The sequence below is a fragment of the Mycobacterium sp. BK086 genome (assembly GCA_004362315.1).
Lineage (GTDB): Bacteria > Actinomycetota > Actinomycetes > Mycobacteriales > Mycobacteriaceae > Mycobacterium.
This window is the reverse complement of the sequence record SNWL01000003.1, coordinates 911,082-929,077: the sequence shown is the minus strand read 5'-3', so window position 1 is coordinate 929,077 and position 17,996 is coordinate 911,082. Positions and strand designations below refer to the sequence as shown.

The window sequence follows — 17,996 nt, the reverse complement described above, 5'->3', positions numbered from 1 at the left end:
CATTCATGCAGCTCACACGGTTCACCGACCTGGGACTCCGGGCCATGATGCTGCTGGCCACGGGCCAGACACGTGAGCAGCGAGTCACCACCAGGACAGTGGCCGCCGCGGCCGGCGCCTCGGAGAACCACGTCGCCAAGGCGGTCTCGCGATTGACCGACATGGGCCTGGTGTACGCCCGGCGCGGCCGTGGCGGCGGGCTGGAACTCACCGACGCCGGCCGGGAGGTATCGCTGGGCTGGCTGGTGCGTCAGCTCGAAGGCGACCGCGAAGTCGTCGACTGCGAAGGCCAGACCGCGTGCCCGCTGATCGCGGGCTGCCGGTTGCGCCGGGTGCTCGCCGACGCCAAAGAGGCGTTCTACGCCGAACTCGACCGCCACACCATCGCCGATCTCGTCGGCAGCACGTCGCTGCCTGTCGTTCTGCAACTCACCACTGAAAGGAAACTGGGATGACCACCACCGCAGCCGAACTGGAGTCCGGCCACGCCGAGATCATCAGGGCGACACTGCCGCTCGTCGGGGCACACGTCGACGAGATCACGGTCGAGTTCTACCGCCGGATGTTCGGCAGTCATCCCGAGCTCCTGCGGAACCTGTTCAACCGCGGAAATCAGGCACAGGGCTCTCAGCAGCGCGCGCTGGCCGCGTCGATCGCCACCTTCGCAACGCATTTGGTGACTCCGGAGCTGCCGCACCCGGCCGAACTGCTCTCGCGTATCGGTCACAAGCATGCGTCACTGGGAGTCACCGCCGACCAGTACCCGATCGTGCACGAGCATCTGTTCGCCGCGATCGTCGAGGTGCTCGGCGCCGACACGGTGACCGCGGACGTCGCCGCGGCGTGGGACCGGGTGTACTGGATCATGGCCGACACCCTGATCGCGATGGAGCACGACCTGTATCGCGGCGCCGGTGTCGACGACGGCGACGTCTTCCGTCGACTGCGCGTCACCGCCCGTGAAGACGATCCATCCGGGACGGTCCTGCTGACGGTTCGTGGCAACGGAAGCTCGAACACGGCTGCCGCACAGTATGTTTCGGTGGGTGTGACGCTGCCCGACGGTGCTCGCCAGCTTCGCCAGTACAGCCTGGTGAACGCCCCGGGTGCCGCGGAGCTGACCTTCGCGGTCAAGCCGGTGGACGCCGACGGGACGAACCCGGCCGGCGAGGTGTCCACCTGGATCCGCGCCAACGTGAGGGTGGGCGACCTGCTGGACGTCACGGTGCCGTTCGGCGACCTGCCGGAGCCGCGCAGCGGATCGCCGGTGGTCCTGATCTCCGCCGGTATCGGCGTCACCCCGATGGTCGGTCTCCTGGAATACCTTGTCGCGCACGGGCACCAGGCTCCGGTGCAGGTTCTGCACGCCGACCGCAGCGAAGAAAGTCACCCGCTGCGCAAGCGGCACCAGGAACTGGTGGACATCCTGCCCGACGCCAGCCTGCAGCTCTGGTACGCCGAGGGCGTCGATGGCGACAACGCGAGAATCCACGAGGGGTTGATGAACCTCGAGGGTGTCGAGATCGCGGGCGACGCCGAGGTCTACCTCTGCGGCAACGCGGGATTCGTCCAAGCGGTGCGCGGTCAGCTCACCGCTCGCGGGATCGCGTCAGAGCGTGTGCATTGCGAGCTGTTCAGCCCGAACGACTGGCTGCTCGACGGGTAATCGTTGCGCTGGTTGCAGTCTCGACGGCGGGCGCCCGGGGCCGAAACCCTAGGCTCCTGGATTGGGCAGGAACCGGGTCCCGTCGTCGAGCCCGCTGAGCGTCTCCACCTCGGCCGCGCTCAGCTCGAAGTCGAATACGTCGGCGTTCTCGGCGATCTGGGCCGGATTGGCGCGGGCAACCACGACGTCGCCCTGCTGAAGGCTCCAGCGGATCAGCACCTGTGCCGGCGACTTACCATGCGCGGCAGCCACTTCGGCGATCGCGGCATTCTCCGCCAACTTGCCTTCACCCAGCGGAATGTAGGCGCCGGTGATGATCGAGTGCTCGGCATGTACCGGGCGTAGCTCGGTCTGGTTGAGCAGCGGGTGCAGCTCGACCTGATTGATGACGGGCGGGAAGTAGCTCAAGTCGATGATGTCCGACAGGTTTTCGGCAGTGAAGTTCGCGACGCCGATCGACTTGATGAGGCCGTCCTGACGGGACCGCATGATGCCGCCCCAGGCGTCGATGTACTTGCCGTTGGCCTCGGCGGGCCAGTCCATCAGATAGAGATCCACGTACTCCAGGCCCAGACGCTCGAGGCTGGCCTTGATCGCGTCCTGAGAGGACTGGAAACCCTGATCCTCGGTGGCGAGCTTGGTGGAGACGAACACCTCGTCGCGGGCGATGCCCGATGAGGCGATGGCGCGGCCGACGGCCTCTTCGTTGCCCTTGGCGGTGTCGATCAACCGGTACCCGGCCTCCAGGGCACTGGCCACCGCGCTCTCGGTCTCCTCGGCGGAGAGTTCGGCGACGCCGAGTCCCAGCACCGGGATGGAGTTGTCGTCATTGAGCGTGACGGTGGGGATGGTGGCCGCCGGCATCTTCTTCACCTGCCTGTGGAATCAAGTTGGTCGCGTTGACCTTAGTCCTTACAGCGATATGTCAGCTGAGCAGGCCCGGCGCGCCGCCCGGGGCGGAAGCCCGAATTGTCGGGTTCGTCAGTCGATGGTCCTGACCGGAGGCTGACAGACCCCTGCCAGTCCGGGTCCCGTACGCTGCGGCGATGCCGACCACACACCACAAGTGAGGGGAGCAGTGATGGCAGAGAGCCGGTTTTCCAAGCGTGCACAGGCCGTGAGCAGCCGGGCCGGAGTGAAGGTCATCCCGCGCCTGCCGGGTGCCCTCAAACGCCTGTTGTCGGGCGGCCGGGCAATCACGATCGACGGAAACACCCTTGATCCCTCGATCCAGATGATGCTGGTCGCGCAGCGTGCGGTGGGTATGAGCAGCCTGGCGGTCCCCGGCGATCCGATCGCGACCCGCAGGCAGAACCGGGAAGCCACGGCCAGCCTCGACGAGGTCGACGTCCACGCCGCCGGTATCGACGCCCTCACCATTCCGGGACCGGCCGGGGACATTCCCGCCCGCCACTACCGTCCGGCAGGCGACGACGGCGCGCCGCTCCTGGTCTTCTTCCATGGCGGCGGATTCGTCTTCGGCGACCTGGAGACCCATGATTCGGCATGCCGGCTGATCTGCCGCGACGCCGGCGTTCACGTGCTCGCCATCGACTACCGCCTGGCCCCCGAACACAAGGCGCCCGCCGCCGTCGAGGACAGTTACGCCGCCTACCTCTGGGCTCGTGAGCACGCCGCCGAACTGGGTGCCGACCCCGGCCGGGTGGCGGTCGGCGGTGACAGCGCCGGCGGCAATCTGGCAGCCGTCGTGACCCGGCTGGCCCGCGATGCCGGTGCGCCGCTGCCCACCCTGCAGTGGCTGATCTATCCGGCCACCGACCTGCGGGGGAACAGCACGTCGCGGACATTGTTCGCCGACGGCTTCCTGCTGACCAAGCGCAACATGGATTGGTTCCAGGACGCCTATATCGGCGGGTCAGGCATCGATGTGACAGACCCGAGGGTGTCCCCGCTGTTGGCCGACGACCTCTCCGGCCTGTCACCGGCGCTGGTGGTGACAGCAGGCTTCGACCCGTTGCGCGACGAGGGCGAACAGTATGCGGACAAGCTGCGGGCGGCCGGTGTCACGGTCGATGCCCGCCGGATGGGCCCGATGACCCACGCGTTCCTCAACATGAATGCGCTGGGCGGGCAGGTCAGCCAGGCCAATGCCGAGATGATCTCGGCATTGCGGGCCCACCTGGCCCGCGGCTGATCCCGCGAACGTAACCCCAGGGTTGCGTTCGGCACCGAAACGCGCCCTGGCGTTACGTTCGGCGTGTGACCGGTCGCAAATCCGCCGCCGGTACTCTAGAGGCGCCAACACCGAGTCTTGACAGCGAGGACGAGCCGACCCGTGGCCACCAATAAGAAAAGCACCCCGAAATACGACCTGAAGGCGCAGGACCGCAAGCGGAACCTGTTCATCCAGCTGGGGCTGACCGCAATCGTCGTCGTCTTCGCCGTCGCTCTGGTGCTCTACATCGTGATGGGCCACGACAAGAACAAGGGCAACGGCAATGCCCAGGCGGTGCGGATCGCCTCGAGCCAGCTGATCAAGAAGGACGGCAGCGACGAGCCCAAGGCAGTGTTGTCGCTTTACGAGGACTTCCAGTGCCCGCACTGCCGCGAGTTCGAGAAGGTGTTCGGCCCGACCATCACCAAGCTGACCGACAGCGGTGCCGTGGCCACCGACTACTACATGGTCGCCATCCTGAATTCGCCGATCAACAAGAACTATTCGACGCGCGCCGCCAATGCGGCCTACTGCGTCGCAGACGAGAACAAGGACGCCTTCCTGCGGTTCCATGGCGCACTGTTCGCCCAGCAGCCCGAGGAAGGCTCGGGCGCCGCGCCGGACAACAACTCGCTGATCGAGACCGCGCGTCAGGCCGGTGCGGCGGGCGGTGTCCCGCAGTGCATCAACTCCGGTAAGCACAGCGACATGGTCGAGGGCCTGGCCGCCGCCGCCAAGATCTCCGCGACGCCGACCATCCGGCTCAACGGCCAGGACATCAGCCCGGCATCGCCCGAGGACCTGATCGCCAAGGTCAAGACCATCGTGGGCAACGTGCCCGGCCTGGATGCCGCGCCGACCCCGGGTGCGCCCGCTCCGGCCGCGGCTCCCGCCGCTCCGGCGGCTCCGGCACCTGCTGCTCCGGCCGCTCCCGCTCCCGCCGCTCCGGCCCCTGCGACGCCGACGCCGTGAGCGTGACGACCCCGGCGCCGGTGGAACCGACGGACCCCGAGGCGGGGGCCGCGCCGGGCGGCATCAGGGTGCGCGCGGCCAGCGCGTGGTGGGTGCTGATCGCCGGTGTTGTCGGACTGATCTCCTCGGTCACCCTGACGATCGAGAAGATCGAGATTCTGGTCAATCCGTCCTACGTGCCGAGTTGCAGCATCAACCCGGTGTTGTCGTGCGGCTCGGTGATGATCACCCCTCAGGCCTCGGCGTTCGGTTTCCCGAATCCGCTGATCGGGATCGCCGGATTCACGGTCGTGGTGGTCACCGGCGTTCTCGCGGTGGCGAAGGTGCGGCTGCCACGGTGGTATTGGTCGGGCCTGGCCATCGGCACGGCGCTGGCCGTGGTGTTCATCCACTGGCTGATCTTCCAGACGCTCTACCGAATCGGCGCGCTGTGCCCGTACTGCATGGTCGTCTGGTCGGTCACCATCCCGCTGCTGGTCGTGGTGTCCTCGATCGCGTTGCGTCCGCTGGCCGGCAACGTGGTGGCCAGGGTGCTCTACACGTGGCGCTGGTCGCTGGTGGCGCTCTGGTTCACCGCGATCGTGTTGCTGATCCTGGTTCGGTTCTGGAACTACTGGTCGACGTTGATCTAGTCGCCCGACGCTCGGGTAGCAGACGCGGGTAGGGTGCTTGGGTGATTTCTAAAGTCCTCGTTGCCAACCGCGGTGAGATCGCGATCCGCGCTTTCCGTGCTGCCTACGAGCTGGGTATCGGCACGGTGGCGATCTACCCGTACGAGGATCGAAATTCGCTGCATCGGTTGAAGGCCGATGAGTCGTATCAGATCGGTGATACCGGACACCCGGTGCGGGCGTATCTGTCGGTCGACGAGATCGTCGCCACCGCGCTGGCGGCGGGTGCGGACGCGATCTATCCGGGCTACGGCTTCCTGTCGGAGAACCCCGAATTGGCGGCGGCCTGTGCGGCTGCGGGCATCACCTTCATCGGGCCGGACGCCTCGATCCTGGAACTCACCGGCAACAAGGCGCGCGCGATCGCGGCGGCCCGTGCGGCGGGTCTGCCGGTGCTGGCGTCCTCAGAGCCGTCGGCGTCGGTGGAGGAACTGGTCGAGGCCGCCAAGAGCATGCAATTCCCGGTGTTCGTCAAGGCTGTCGCCGGTGGCGGCGGGCGCGGTATGCGCCGGGTGGCCGATCCGTCGGCGCTGGCCGAGGCGATCGAGGCGGCCAGCCGGGAGGCGGAGTCCGCCTTCGGCGATCCGACGGTGTTCCTCGAGCAGGCCGTGGTGAATCCGCGCCATATCGAGGTGCAGATCCTCGCCGACACTCACGGCAACGTCGTTCACCTCTACGAGCGTGATTGCAGTGTGCAGCGCCGCCACCAGAAGGTCATCGAACTCGCCCCGGCGCCGAACCTGGATCCTGCTCTGCGGGACCAGATTTGCGCTGACGCGGTGGCATTCGCCCGACAGATCGGCTACAGCTGCGCGGGCACTGTGGAGTTCCTGCTCGACGAGCGCGGCCGGCATGTCTTCATCGAGATGAACCCCCGGATTCAGGTGGAGCACACCGTGACCGAGGAGATCACCGACGTCGACCTGGTTTCGGCGCAGTTGCGGATCGCCTCGGGGGAGACGCTGGCCGATCTGGGTCTGAGTCAGGACGCGATCGCACCGCACGGTGCGGCGCTGCAGTGCCGCATCACCACCGAGGATCCGGCCAACGGGTTCCGGCCCGACACCGGCCGCATCACCACCTATCGTTCGCCGGGTGGGGCGGGGATCCGCCTCGACGGTGGTACGCATCTGGGTGCCGAGGTCGCTGCGCATTTCGATTCGATGCTGGTCAAGCTCACCTGTCGGGGCCGGGACTTCCCTACGGCGGTGGCACGGGCGAAGCGCGCGGTCGCCGAATTCCGGATCCGCGGTGTGTCGACGAATATCCCGTTCCTGCAAGCGGTTCTGGACGATCCGGATTTCCAGGCCGGACGCATCACCACATCGTTCATCGACGAGCGCCCGGCACTGCTGACGGCGCGCACCTCGGCCGACCGCGGTACCAAGATGCTGAAGTTCCTGGCCGAGGTGACGGTGAACTCGCCCTACCGGGATCGTGATCGCGTCTACCCGCAGGACAAGCTGCCTGACCTCGACATCGCGGCCACCACGCCGCCGCCGGGCAGCAAGCAGCGTCTCGTCGAGCTGGGCCCCGAGGGATTCGCCAAGTGGCTCAAGGATTCTCCAGCCGTCGGGGTGACCGATACGACATTCCGCGATGCGCATCAGTCGCTGTTGGCGACGCGGGTGCGCACCTCGGGTCTGCTGCAGGTCGCTCCCTACATCGCCAGGATGACCCCGGAGCTGTTGTCGATCGAGTGCTGGGGCGGTGCGACCTACGATGTGGCCCTGCGCTTCCTGAAGGAAGATCCGTGGGAGCGGTTGGCTTCGCTGCGTGAGGCGATCCCGAACATCTGTCTGCAGATGCTGCTTCGTGGCCGCAACACGGTGGGCTACACGCCGTACCCGGAGGCGGTGACGCACGCGTTCGTCGATGAGGCCACCCGGACCGGCGTCGACATCTTCCGTATCTTCGACGCGCTCAACAATGTCGAGTCGATGCGGCCCGCGATCGACGCAGTGCGTCAAACCGGTTCTGCAGTAGCCGAAGTCGCGATGAGCTACACCGGCGACCTGTCCAACCCCGCCGAGAAGCTCTACACGCTGGACTATTGGCTGCGGCTGGCCGAGGAGATCGTCGACGCCGGTGCGCACGTGTTGGCGATCAAGGACATGGCCGGCCTGCTGCGCCCGCCCGCGGCCGCGGCCCTGGTGTCGGCGTTGCGCAGTCGCTTCGACCTGCCGGTGCATGTGCACACCCATGACACCCCCGGCGGCCAGTTGGCCACCTACACCGCGGCCTGGCAGGCCGGAGCCAGTGCGGTCGACGGTGCGGCGGCCCCGCTGTCGGGTACCACCAGCCAGCCGCCGTTGTCGGCGATCGTGGCCGCTGCGGCGCACACCCCGTTCGACACCGGCATCAACCTGGACGCGGTGTGCGACCTGGAGCCGTATTGGGAGTTGTTGCGGCGGGTGTACGCCCCGTTCGAGTCGGGCCTGCCGGCGCCGACCGGGCGGGTGTACCACCACGAAATCCCGGGCGGTCAGCTGAGCAACCTGCGTACGCAGGCCGTCGCATTGGGCCTGGGTGAACGCTTCGAGGACATCGAGGACGCCTACGCGGGCGCCGACCGGATCCTGGGACGCCTGGTCAAGGTCACCCCGTCGAGCAAGGTGGTCGGCGACCTGGCTCTGGCCCTGGTCGGTGCCGGGATCACGGCCGAGGAATTCGCCGAAGACCCTGCACGCCAAGACATTCCCGACTCAGTGATCGGGTTCTTGCGCGGCGAGCTGGGTGATCCGCCCGGTGGTTGGCCCGAGCCGTTGCGCACCAAGGCACTGGAAGGCCGTGGGGCCGCCAAGCCCGAGCAGCCGCTGTCGGTGGAGGACGAGAAGATCCTCGGTGAACCCGGTGCATTGCGCCAGGCCACCTTGAACCGGCTGCTGTTCCCCGGTCCGACAAAGGAATTCGAGGCACACCGCGAGGAGTACGGCGACACTTCGGGTTTGAGCGCCAACCAGTTCTGGAGCGGTCTGCGCCACGGTGACGAGCACCGCATCGTGCTCGAGCGCGGCGTCGACCTCATTGTCGGGCTGGAAGCGATTTCCGAACCCGACGAGCGCGGGATGCGCACGGTCATGTGCATCATCAACGGGCAGCTGCGTCCGGTGTTGGTGCGCGACACCAGCATCGCCGAAACCGTGCCGACCGCCGAGAAGGCGGATCGCACCAACCCGGACCACGTTGCGGCCCCGTTCGCCGGCGTCGTCACCATCGGGGTGGCCGTCGGCGACAAGGTGGATGCCGGCCAGACCATCGCCACCATCGAGGCGATGAAGATGGAAGCCGCGATCACCGCACCCAAGGCAGGCATCGTCAACCGTGTCGCCGTTGGCAGCACCGCGCAGGTCGAGGGCGGCGACCTGCTGGTGGTGATCGGCTCCCCGGCCAAGGCCGACCTCACCGGAGGGGCAGCCTGACCCGCATCGTCGGGGGCAGTGCCGGCGGCCGCCGCATCGACGTACCGGCCCGCGGGACCCGCCCGACCACGGACCGCGTCCGCGAGGCGCTGTTCAATGTTCTTGCCGCGCGCCGGGATTTCGACGGACTGCGGGTCCTTGATCTCTACGCCGGATCTGGAGCGCTCGGACTCGAAGCGCTCTCACGGGGTGCGGCTTCTGCGCTGTTCGTCGAAAGTGATTCGCGCGCAGCAGCGGTCATCAAACGCAACATCGAGGCCCTCGGGCTGCAGGGTGCGACGGTGCGGCGGGGTGCGGTGGCCGCGGTGCTCGCGGCGGGGTCGGACAAGCCGGTCGACCTGGTGCTGGCCGACCCGCCCTACGAGGTGTCGACCGCCGATATCGAGGTGATGCTGGACAGCTTGGTACGCAACGGATGGCTGGGTGCGGACAGTATCGTCGTGGTCGAACGCCCGGTGTCGGCTGCTGAAATCGGCTGGCCTGCGGGATGGACGGCATGGCCGGACCGCCGCTACGGAGACACCCGTGTCGAGCTAGCGACCTGCTGACAGCAGACCGATCACGTCGGCCAGCTGTGGGCCCGGCGCCAGGGTGTCGGGGATGAACCGCCAGGCGTTATGGGTCCACGGGTCGAGCATCCCGGAGTCGTCGCTGTCGACGCGGATGTGGTGACTGAATTCCGCGATCTCGCGCAGCAGCGGAACGGATGTGGACGTGGCGGCGTCGGCGTGATCGCCGACGAAGACCACCGAGATACCCGCGTCCACGCTGCTGTTGATCAGCGCGACGGTGGCGCCGATGGCGTCGGGACTGAAGCCGTAACCTGGGTCGGTGATCACCACGATGCTTGCCGACGCGTCGTCGCTGTCCGGCAGGGATGCCAGCTCGGCGCGGGTGACCAAGTGCTGCAGGCGTTCTGCCGCATCGGTGTGATCGGTCACGGCCGGGCGGGGCAGATAGGCCCGCAGGTGTTCGGTGAGCGGGCCGAGCGTGTCGGCGAGGTCGATGATGTCGATCGCGGTGTTGTCGTGCGGCGCCGCGGCCAGCAGCCTGGTGAGCAGCGAGGCGAGGACCGGGGCGGCGGCCGCGGGCTCGCGAGTGTCGATCCATACCGGCCGGCGCATGGGGGCCTGCAGGCACATGGGGATCGTCAATGTCCCCACGTCGGGCATGGTGAGCACACCCAGCCGGATACCGGTGCTCGGCTGGGGCGGGCGCTGCCAGACAGGGGACGCCCAGGAGGCCAGTGCGGCGGGCAGTTCGCCGTCGAGGGCCTCGAGTTCGGCTGCCAGGTGGGCCGCGTCGCGCTGGTAGTCGGCTGCGGCGGCAGCGATCAGATCGTCATGACGGCGCTGGGCTTGCGTCATCGCGTCCTGGCCGGCGGCGGTGTTGCGGGTGGCGGGATCCGCGACGGCGTTGGACATCTCTGTCTCGAGCCGGTCGGCGGCGAAGGTGCGCGCGGTCAGCAGCGCGCCAGAACTGCGGGCTGCGTCCTCGTAGATCATCGAGATGCGTTCCAGTGGATTCTGATCGCCCAGTGGGGTGATCGGGGCAGCGGCTGCCGGCGGCGCGGGCACGGGTGTCGCGGTGGCCGTAATGCCATGAGCCCGAGCCATTTCGGCTGCGCCGCCGGCATACCCCTGCCCGACCGCCCGCACCTTCCACCCCGTTCCCCGGCGGTAGAGCTCGAAGCCGATGATCACGGGGTGCACCTCGGCGGCGGCAATGGTGAATTCGGTGGATTGGCCGCGCCCGTCGGTCAGGGTGAAGGACAGCGCATCGGCGCCGGGTTGGGGGTCGAGCGCCGCGCAGAGGACGTACCCGATCTCGGGAGCCATCGCACCGAGGTCGATGAGCACCCGGTCGGGCTGGACGTCGACGCCGGGGTGTCGTGACGATCCGGTGTCGTCGAGGTACCCGTCCGGCACGGCGCGGCGCTGGTCGGTGAGGACCAGCGCCGCAACCGACGCACGCGCCGGTTGGACGGTGAATGTCAGCTCGGGGGAGCCTAATTCGCTGTTCTGGCCGGCGCTGAGCTGTGCCATGGGATCAGAGGAACCGGGTGATCTGGGGGATCGCTTCGCCGGCGTGCTTGGCGGTGATGCCCTCGCCGATGGCCTGCATCTTCCACTCCTGGCCGACCCGGAAGAACTTGGCCATCACCATGCCGGTGTAGCGCATTCCGGCCCCCTGCAGGGTGTAGCGAGCCAGTTCCGCGTTGGTGGTCGCGTCCACGAGCCGGCAGAACGCGTTGGAGAGCATGTCGAAGGTGTGCCCGCGATAGGAGGTCACGGTGAAGATCACCGTGGTGACGTAGGCGGGGACCCGGGTGAGGTCGACGTTGATGACCTCGTCGTCGCCCTCACCCTCACCGGTGAGGTTGTCACCCTGGTGCCTGATGGACCCGTCCTTGGAGGCGAGCTGGCCGTAGTAGCAGACGTCGGCGACCTGCTGGTCGGCGAAGAGAATCGCCGAGGCGTCCAGGTCGATGTCGGGCGTGCGGTTGCCGAACATGCCGCGCTGCTTGATGGGGTCCCAGCCCAGGCCCATCCGGATCTGGGTGAGGGCCACTCCGCCGTCCTTGCGTAGCGAAACCCGTTGGCCCTTGGTCAGGTTGACGGTCCGGCCCTTCACGAGGCTGACTTCGCCGTCTCCCGCCGGTGGCGGCGGTGGTGGCGGTGCGGCCGGCGGGGGATACGCCGGTGCGGCAGGGGGCGGGTACGCCGACGGTGCTGGGGGCGGGTACGCCGGTGGTGCCGGCGGTGCCGGGGGCGGATAGGCCGCAGGTGGCGGTGGCGGTGGCGGTGGTGGTGGCGCGGCCTGGGCGGCGGCGGGTGCATCGTCCACACTCACCCCGTGGTCGGTGACCAGTGCGGCGAATCCGCCGGCGTACCCCTGGCCGACCGCGCGCACCTTCCAGGTGTCCTGGCGGCGGTAGACCTCGGCGGCGATCACGATCGATTCGCTGGACAACCCCTCGATGCGGTACTCGTACAGCACATTTCCGGCGGTGTCACTGATCCGGGCGACCGGCGGGGCAGATTGGCCGAAGGTGGAGCCGGCATCGTCGAGGGTGATGACGGCGCGCACCCGCGCGATGTCGGCCGGCACCGCGGCCAGGCTGACGCCCAGGCTGGCCGGCTGGCCGGGAGGACCGGGCTGCAGCCGCACACCGGGTCCGGTGGGCTGGTTGAAGAAAACGAAATCGGCGTCGCTGCGGACCTTTCCGGCCTCGGTCACCAACAGCGCCGACAGATCTGCCGGTGCCGCAAGCTCAACAGAGATCACCAGCTCGGCAGAATTGAGCGGTCCGTTCTGGCCTTTGCTCAATGGTGTCGTCAACGGATGTCCTTCCTCGAATCTTCTAGGCGCACAGGGTGGTTAATGGTGCATATCGGTGGTTACCTGCTGACTGAACCAGGTGAGGATCTCCTCTGCGGCGATGGCTCCGCTGCCGGTGGTCACGTGCAGATCGGCGCATTGCCAGTCCAGGCTGTGCAATTCGCCGTGGGCGGGGCGGATCGCCGCGTCTGCCAGCTCGAGCAGTTTGGCATCCAGCGCGCCGTCGCCGGCGGCCACGATCGGCGCGTGCTCGGGCAGCTGGCCGGATTCGATGAGGCGGCGATGCAATTCGGCCACCGCCTGGGATTTACACAGGGGCTCCGGCACCGTGTAGATCTTGCGGCCCTGTTGGGACACCTTCCAGCCGCGCGGTGCGCACCACGTCTGCCACTCGGTCACGAAGTCGGCGGGAAGCGCGGCTTCGTCCGCGACGAGGTAGCAGAACAGGTCTTCGGCAGTGCGCAGATTGTCGACCCAGCTGTCGTCGATGCGGTTCTGCAGCTGCGCTATGACCTCGGCCAGCGGAGGTCCGCTGGCGCGAATGCGGGTGGCCATGGTGTCTGCCCACAGGAGATCGGGAACACCGTCGAGCAGGATGGTGCCGCCATTGCTGGTGATCGCGTAGCGGAACGGGCCGCCGGGCAGGGTGATCCGGGAGTACTGCGCGACGGTGCGGGTCGTGACGGGCACAACCAGGTGTTGGGTAGTCAACTGCCACAACAGTTCTGCCGAAGCCGGAGTCATGAAGGAGATGGGCTCGTCGCGGTAGATCTCGACGCAGTGCTCCACCGGTGGCGCGACCTCGAAGAACCGGCGGGAGTAGATCAGCGTGCGATCCAGGTCGCTGGCGATGAGCGCGGTCACTGGATCACGTCATCGATCAGGCCCACGCACGCGTAGGCGAGGTCGGGCTTGCACGAGACGGGCACACCACGTTCGGCGGCCAAGAGCCTGATGTGCCGGTGCTCGGGGGCGTCGGGATCCCGCACGATGATGTGTCGGGGTAACCGGCGCAGCAGCACCCGGGTGGTTTCGCCGATCCCGGGTTTGACGAAATTGGTTGTGGTGATGCCATAGTCGCGGCGGATCTGTTCGACGGTGGCCATCCCCGCCCAACCGGGGGTGCGATCGGCCGACATCAGCTCGGCACTCTGCTTTGTCGCGCAGGTAAACACCTCGTCGAAGCACGCGCTCACGGCGTCCAGGAAGGTGCCGGAGCGGTCATCGGCGGCCAGTTCGCGATAGAACTTGGCGCCGTGGAAATCGTCGACGCTGATCAATCGACGGTTGAGCACGGTGCGGGAGATCAGTCCGGACACCGTCGAATTGAGGCACGCGGACGCGATGAGGAAGTCGTCGCGGGTGCCGTAGGTGCGCACACAGTCACCGGGATCGGCCAAGACCGCCAGGTCGGGGTTGAAGTGGACGCCGGTCTCGGCGGCGTGCGCCGCCAGGGCCGCGGTCAGCTCCCGAGTGATCGCGCCCTTACCGGTCCAGCCGTCGACGAACACGACAGAGGCCGGGTCGTGGTGCGTGCTGAGGTAATGCAGTGCGGCGGTGTCGATCCCGCGGTCCCGCACGATCGACACGGCATAGTGCGGTAGCCGCAGTCCGTGATGCCGGGCAGCCCAGCGGCGCATCAGGATGCCGATCGGGGTGCCGGCGCGGGCCAGCGAGACCAGGCAGATGTCGTGACCGCGCTCGGCGAGAACCAGTTCGGTGACGACGCCGACGGCGGTGGCCAGCCGGGCTGCCGTTTCGGTGAGTACCTCGGTGAACAAGGCGCGATATTCGGGATTGGGCTGATACTCGATGGGCAGCGATTCCGCGTAATGGGCACGCCCGGACTGGATTTCACGCTCCCGACGGGCGGTGTCGGCCTCCAGTGGCATGTCCGACAGGTCGGTGAGCAGCCAGCTGACCTCGTCGGGGGCGTAACTGCCGAAATCCGGTCCGGCCAGCGGGGTCTTCATGTCGCCGCCCGTGCGCTGGTCAGTGCATCGAAACCGGGTCCGGCGACCACGGCAAGGACGACGTCGTACCCGGCCGCGGTCAGCACAGCGGAGAGTTCCCCGGCGCCGGGTAACGCGATCTCGTCCATCACGACCACCAGCTGGGCGCGCGCACCCGGCCACCCGTTGTAGAGATAGCGGTGTCCGGTCTCGCCGGATTCGCCTGGGGGAAACTCGAATCCGGTGCGCAGCGGATAGCCGGGGCCGTCGACGACATAGGCCGGGGATCGGGTGGTGGACTGAAAGCGGGTGGCAAAGCCACGGGCGGCCAGCAACTCGGCGATCCGCAGCGGCAGATACATGAGTTCCTCATGGCCCACCACCAGCAGCGGCCGGCCCGGGTCGAGCACCGCGCTGAGCTCAGTGGCTGCCTCCGCGACGGCGGCGCCGAACGCCGGAGCGTCGCTGCGCAGGAAGCCGTGCCTGCCGCCGTCGGGGACATCTGCCGGCCAGGGCAGCGTCACCGTCCGGCAGCTGCCGGGAACGTCGTGGTGGGTGGGGTTGAGCCGAGGTGCGGGTAGGGCGCACACCTGTGCGGTCAGGGCATCGGGGATGCTGACTTGGCCGCTGGCGAGGCTGACGAAGTCGATGGCCGCCCCGAGGGTCTGGGCTTTTTGGTCGGCCAGCGCCCTGTGCGCGGCCGTGCGGACGTCGACCAGCGAGGCAACGATGTACCGGGGTCGGGGGTGTTGCCGGTGCAGGGCTTCGATCGTCGCCAAAGCGGTTGTTCCGGTGGATATTTCGTCGTCGACGATCGCCAGGGGGCGATACTGGGTGAACACCGCGGGCCCGGCGGGCTGCAGCAGGTGATCGGTAGCGTGCGAGTGCCCTTCCTGGAATTCGGCATAGATCTGGCGGGCGGGGGCCTGGCGCCGGGTGCTGTGCAGGTAGACCGCAGCGTCGAGCCGGTCGGCGACGCAGTGGCCCAACCCGGTGGCGGTTTCGGCCATGCCGAGCACATCGGCCTCGCTGGCGCCGAGTGCGGCGACGGTATCGCCGAGCCTGTCGGCGGCGTCGCGCACGGTCGTCGGCGACACCGCGATGTGCTTGCCCAGCACGGTCGACACGAGCAGGTGAGCGCGGCGTGGGTTGCGCCGCAACCCCGGCAGCACCAGCCCCGACAACCGGTGCGTGCCGCCGGCGTCGTCCTGGAGCCGCAACCCGAATCGCTCGGTCGCCCACGGCGTCGTCGCGTTCACTTGGCCGCCAGACGCGTGAGGAAGTCGACGAACGTGACGCCTTGGTTGGCGACACCGAACACCTGGGCGCGGCGCAGCACGTGTGTCGCCCAAATCCTGTGTGGGCGAGCCTCGTTCATCTTGTTGCGGTATTCCGAACGGCGCACTCCGCCGGCTTCGGCGGCGAGGATGTCGGTGGCGTCGCGGTACTCCTCGTGGGTCACCACCGACAGGGCGTGCACCACCGGCGCGTGATACGGGTGGATGACAGTCTTGCCGATCATGCCGTTGGCGCGGTCCAGGCTGATTTCGCGCAGCAACCCGTCGAGATCGCGGCTGACAAGCTTGTCGCGGAAGCGCACCGCGTCGTGCTCGGCGAACGGAGTGGTACGCAGCATGCTCCGGAACAACCGCTCGTGGTCGGCGAAATACTCCCAGACCGGACCGGTGACCGCGAAGCCGGTGCCGTCGGTACGTCCGAGGTAGTTGACGATGTCGGCGATGGCAGAGGCCACCACGTGCACGTCATAGATGGTGTGGTCGCGGTCGCGGCGGATGCCGAACTTCCCGCACAGATCGGTGGCGCCGACCCGCACGGCGAGCACCGAATCCCGGTGTTTGCCAAGCAGTTCAGATACGGCCTCGAGCTCCGCGGCCCGGGTTTCCCGGTAGATGACGCGGGCGGATTCCAGCACCGGCATGCAATACAGCCGCCGGCCCAGGGTGTCCGCGGCGGCCGCGGTCTGGGCCAGGTAGGTCTCGCCGGTGGCAGCCTCGAATTTGGGAATGACAAAGCCGAGCAACACCTCGGCTCCGCGGCCCAGGTTGGCGGTGATCCTCTCGATGCAGCGCTGGCTTCGGACGCGGACGAAGATCATCGCCCGCAGCGGACCGGGTAGCTCGGCCAGCGCGTCGAGTGCGGCCACGGCGTTGTCCAGGGCGGCCGCGACACCACGCTCCTCGACGGCGTCCTCCAGGTCGAGCACCATCGAGCAGATGCCCTCGGCGGAGCGGCGAATGACCGTGGCGGGAAGGTCGGCGCGATCGGCAGGCATGTACAGCGTGGCGCCCAGTGCGGTCGCGAGCAGGTCGCGGTCGGCGTCGGCGGAGAGTTCCTCTGGAGCGAGATAGAAGAGCCGGTCCCGTTCGTCCGGCCCCAGGTGGTGGAAGTGCTGAAAGGCTGCTCGTCCGTGGACGGCTCGGGCTGCGGTCATCGTGTCGCCGATTGTTGTCGGATGCGGTTGACGATGTTGGCGACGAACTGCGAGACCTCGTCCAGGGCGACGTGGTATCGCCAATAGTCGGGGTGGGGACCGCGCAGGGCCTCGACGATCCGGTCGACGCGGGGCACCTGGGCGTCGAGCGCCGTGCCCCATTCGGCTGTCGCGTTGCGGTCGACGGCCAAGCGCTGCGCGTCGCGGATCCGGAATCGGATGTCCCGCTCCGGTTGACTGGGGTCGGCGCGCAGGGCACGCAGGATGCCGAGCCGGTCGGTGACCGCGTCGACGAGTCCCTCGGCGCGCGCCAGCTCTTCTCTGGCCTGCGCCGCCAGGGCCGCGGCCTGCTCAGGGTGGTGTGCGCCGAGTTCCCGTGCGGCGCGGTCGATACAGGTCCGTGCGACGTCGAGGTGAGTCTGGGCGAGTTCTTTGTTGTCGTCCAGGTCTTCAGACGATGCGACGTTGAATTCTCTGAGCAACGCCGAATACGCGGTATCGATGGTGCCCGCGCGGTTTGTGATGGCATCGAGCCGGGTGCGCACGGAAGCCATTGTGCGAGTTGTGCGTTCGTTGAGGCCGGGGGCGGCGGCGACGGCCTGGTCGAGGGCCGCGATGGCGCGCTGCAGCCGTTGCGCGGACGTACCGGTGGCTGCGATGTCGCCGCGGTGCACGACGGCCTGGGTCTCGGTGCGGGTGGATTCGACCAACTCCCTGGCGGCCCGGACGGACGGATAGTCGGCGAATTCGGGGTCCAGCGCCGCCAGCCGTTGCAGCGCGGGGATCGCAGCGGCGAGCGCCTGGTCGGCCTGGGTCCTGGCGGACACCGCCGCCCCGGTAGCGCCGTCGAGGGTGCGCCGGTGCCGGTGGTAGAAATCGTCGAGCCCGGCCATCGCGGTGTCGATGCTGCGCGCGACCTCGGCCAGCGGCGCCCGGGGGCCCGCGTTCGTGGAATCCGGCGCCGCGACCGCCAGGTACTGGGCGGTGGCGGCGTAGGCCCGGTCACGGGCGGTGGCCCATTCAGCTGTAAGCGATGCGTGATGCTGCAGGGCGGTGGCGATCTCGACGGCCTGCTCCGCGATACCCAGGCGGCGTTCCATATCAAGGAACGCGCTGGTGAGTTCAGCGGGTATCTGGGTGTCGTTGTCCTCGCGCGGGCTGCGAGACAACCTCAGCCAGCGACTGGGCACGGTTCGATCCTAATGGTGGAGGCGACGGCGATTAGCTGAAACAATTTCACCCATCCGCGCATCCACTACGGTGGGGGGCGCGGCGCCGACCGCGCCGGCGCGCAGCACCACAGACATTTGCCTGTTGGTTCCACACAGTTTTCTCACAGTTAA

15 protein-coding genes are annotated in these 17,996 nt (G+C 68.0%); 7 read left to right on the top strand and 8 right to left on the bottom strand.

Annotation, left to right across the window (positions count from 1 at the left end; genetic code table 11):
• Positions 1-5: 5 nt before the first annotated feature.
• Together EV580_RS04480 and EV580_RS04475 are read left to right on the top strand one after the other, a co-directional pair.
• On the top strand, positions 6-455 hold the full coding sequence (locus EV580_RS04480; RefSeq protein WP_133689902.1) for an RrF2 family transcriptional regulator: 450 nt from the start codon (positions 6-8) through the stop codon (positions 453-455).
• Positions 452-1,666: a globin domain-containing protein gene (locus EV580_RS04475; protein ID WP_133689901.1), complete on the top strand. Its 1,215-nt coding sequence runs from the start codon at positions 452-454 to the stop codon at positions 1,664-1,666. The genes EV580_RS04480 and EV580_RS04475 overlap by 4 nt, the downstream gene beginning before the upstream one ends.
• A 48-nt stretch (positions 1,667-1,714) precedes the next feature.
• Here EV580_RS04475 and EV580_RS04470 read toward each other — a convergent pair whose 3' ends face one another.
• Complete coding sequence (locus EV580_RS04470; RefSeq protein WP_133689900.1) at positions 1,715-2,530, bottom strand: aldo/keto reductase; 816 nt, start codon at positions 2,528-2,530, stop codon at positions 1,715-1,717.
• Between the two features lie 217 nt (positions 2,531-2,747).
• On the opposite strand from EV580_RS04470, the gene EV580_RS04465 reads away from it, so the two are divergent.
• The 5 genes from EV580_RS04465 (at position 2,748) to rsmD (ending at position 9,455) form a co-directional block, all read left to right on the top strand.
• Positions 2,748-3,821: an alpha/beta hydrolase gene (locus EV580_RS04465; RefSeq protein ID WP_133689899.1), complete on the top strand. Its 1,074-nt coding sequence runs from the start codon at positions 2,748-2,750 to the stop codon at positions 3,819-3,821.
• A gap of 141 nt (positions 3,822-3,962) precedes the next feature.
• Positions 3,963-4,814 carry a DsbA family protein gene (locus EV580_RS04460; protein ID WP_133689898.1) on the top strand — a complete coding sequence of 284 codons (852 nt, stop codon included), beginning with the start codon at positions 3,963-3,965 and terminating at the stop codon, positions 4,812-4,814.
• Positions 4,811-5,446, top strand: coding sequence for a vitamin K epoxide reductase family protein (locus EV580_RS04455; protein WP_208114561.1), 636 nt, complete (start codon positions 4,811-4,813; stop codon positions 5,444-5,446). The genes EV580_RS04460 and EV580_RS04455 overlap by 4 nt, the downstream gene beginning before the upstream one ends.
• 41 nt (positions 5,447-5,487) lie before the next feature.
• Positions 5,488-8,907 carry a pyruvate carboxylase gene (locus tag EV580_RS04450; protein WP_133689897.1) on the top strand — a complete coding sequence of 1,140 codons (3,420 nt, stop codon included), beginning with the start codon at positions 5,488-5,490 and terminating at the stop codon, positions 8,905-8,907.
• Positions 8,904-9,455, top strand: a complete 552-nt coding sequence (gene rsmD, locus EV580_RS04445) for a 16S rRNA (guanine(966)-N(2))-methyltransferase RsmD (RefSeq protein ID WP_133691037.1) — start codon at positions 8,904-8,906, stop codon at positions 9,453-9,455. The genes EV580_RS04450 and rsmD overlap by 4 nt, the downstream gene beginning before the upstream one ends.
• On the opposite strand, the gene EV580_RS04440 is transcribed toward rsmD, so the two are convergent.
• From EV580_RS04440 to EV580_RS04410, 7 genes are read right to left on the bottom strand one after another with little or no spacing between them, the layout of a single operon-like run.
• The gene (locus EV580_RS04440) at positions 9,441-10,952 is read right to left on the bottom strand and encodes a TerD family protein (protein WP_133689896.1); all 1,512 of its coding nucleotides are present in this window, start codon (positions 10,950-10,952) and stop codon (positions 9,441-9,443) included. The two genes, rsmD and EV580_RS04440, sit on opposite strands and share 15 nt — an antisense overlap.
• 4 nt (positions 10,953-10,956) lie before the next feature.
• Positions 10,957-12,249 (bottom strand): TerD family protein, encoded by a 1,293-nt coding sequence (locus tag EV580_RS04435; RefSeq protein WP_133689895.1) that lies wholly within the window; start codon positions 12,247-12,249, stop codon positions 10,957-10,959.
• 39 nt (positions 12,250-12,288) lie between these two features.
• Positions 12,289-13,113, bottom strand: coding sequence for an HAD family hydrolase (locus tag EV580_RS04430; RefSeq protein ID WP_133689894.1), 825 nt, complete (start codon positions 13,111-13,113; stop codon positions 12,289-12,291).
• The gene (locus tag EV580_RS04425) at positions 13,110-14,222 is read right to left on the bottom strand and encodes a cysteine protease StiP family protein (protein WP_133689893.1); all 1,113 of its coding nucleotides are present in this window, start codon (positions 14,220-14,222) and stop codon (positions 13,110-13,112) included. The genes EV580_RS04430 and EV580_RS04425 overlap by 4 nt, the downstream gene beginning before the upstream one ends.
• Positions 14,219-15,460: a phosphoribosyltransferase family protein gene (locus tag EV580_RS04420; RefSeq protein ID WP_133689892.1), complete on the bottom strand. Its 1,242-nt coding sequence runs from the start codon at positions 15,458-15,460 to the stop codon at positions 14,219-14,221. The genes EV580_RS04425 and EV580_RS04420 overlap by 4 nt, the downstream gene beginning before the upstream one ends.
• Positions 15,457-16,653: an HpcH/HpaI aldolase/citrate lyase family protein gene (locus EV580_RS04415; protein WP_133689891.1), complete on the bottom strand. Its 1,197-nt coding sequence runs from the start codon at positions 16,651-16,653 to the stop codon at positions 15,457-15,459. Before EV580_RS04415 ends, EV580_RS04420 begins: the two co-directional genes overlap by 4 nt.
• Entirely contained in the window at positions 16,650-17,843 is a 1,194-nt protein-coding gene (locus EV580_RS04410; protein WP_133689890.1) for a hypothetical protein, read from the bottom strand. The genes EV580_RS04415 and EV580_RS04410 overlap by 4 nt, the downstream gene beginning before the upstream one ends.
• Positions 17,844-17,996 lie beyond the last annotated feature (153 nt).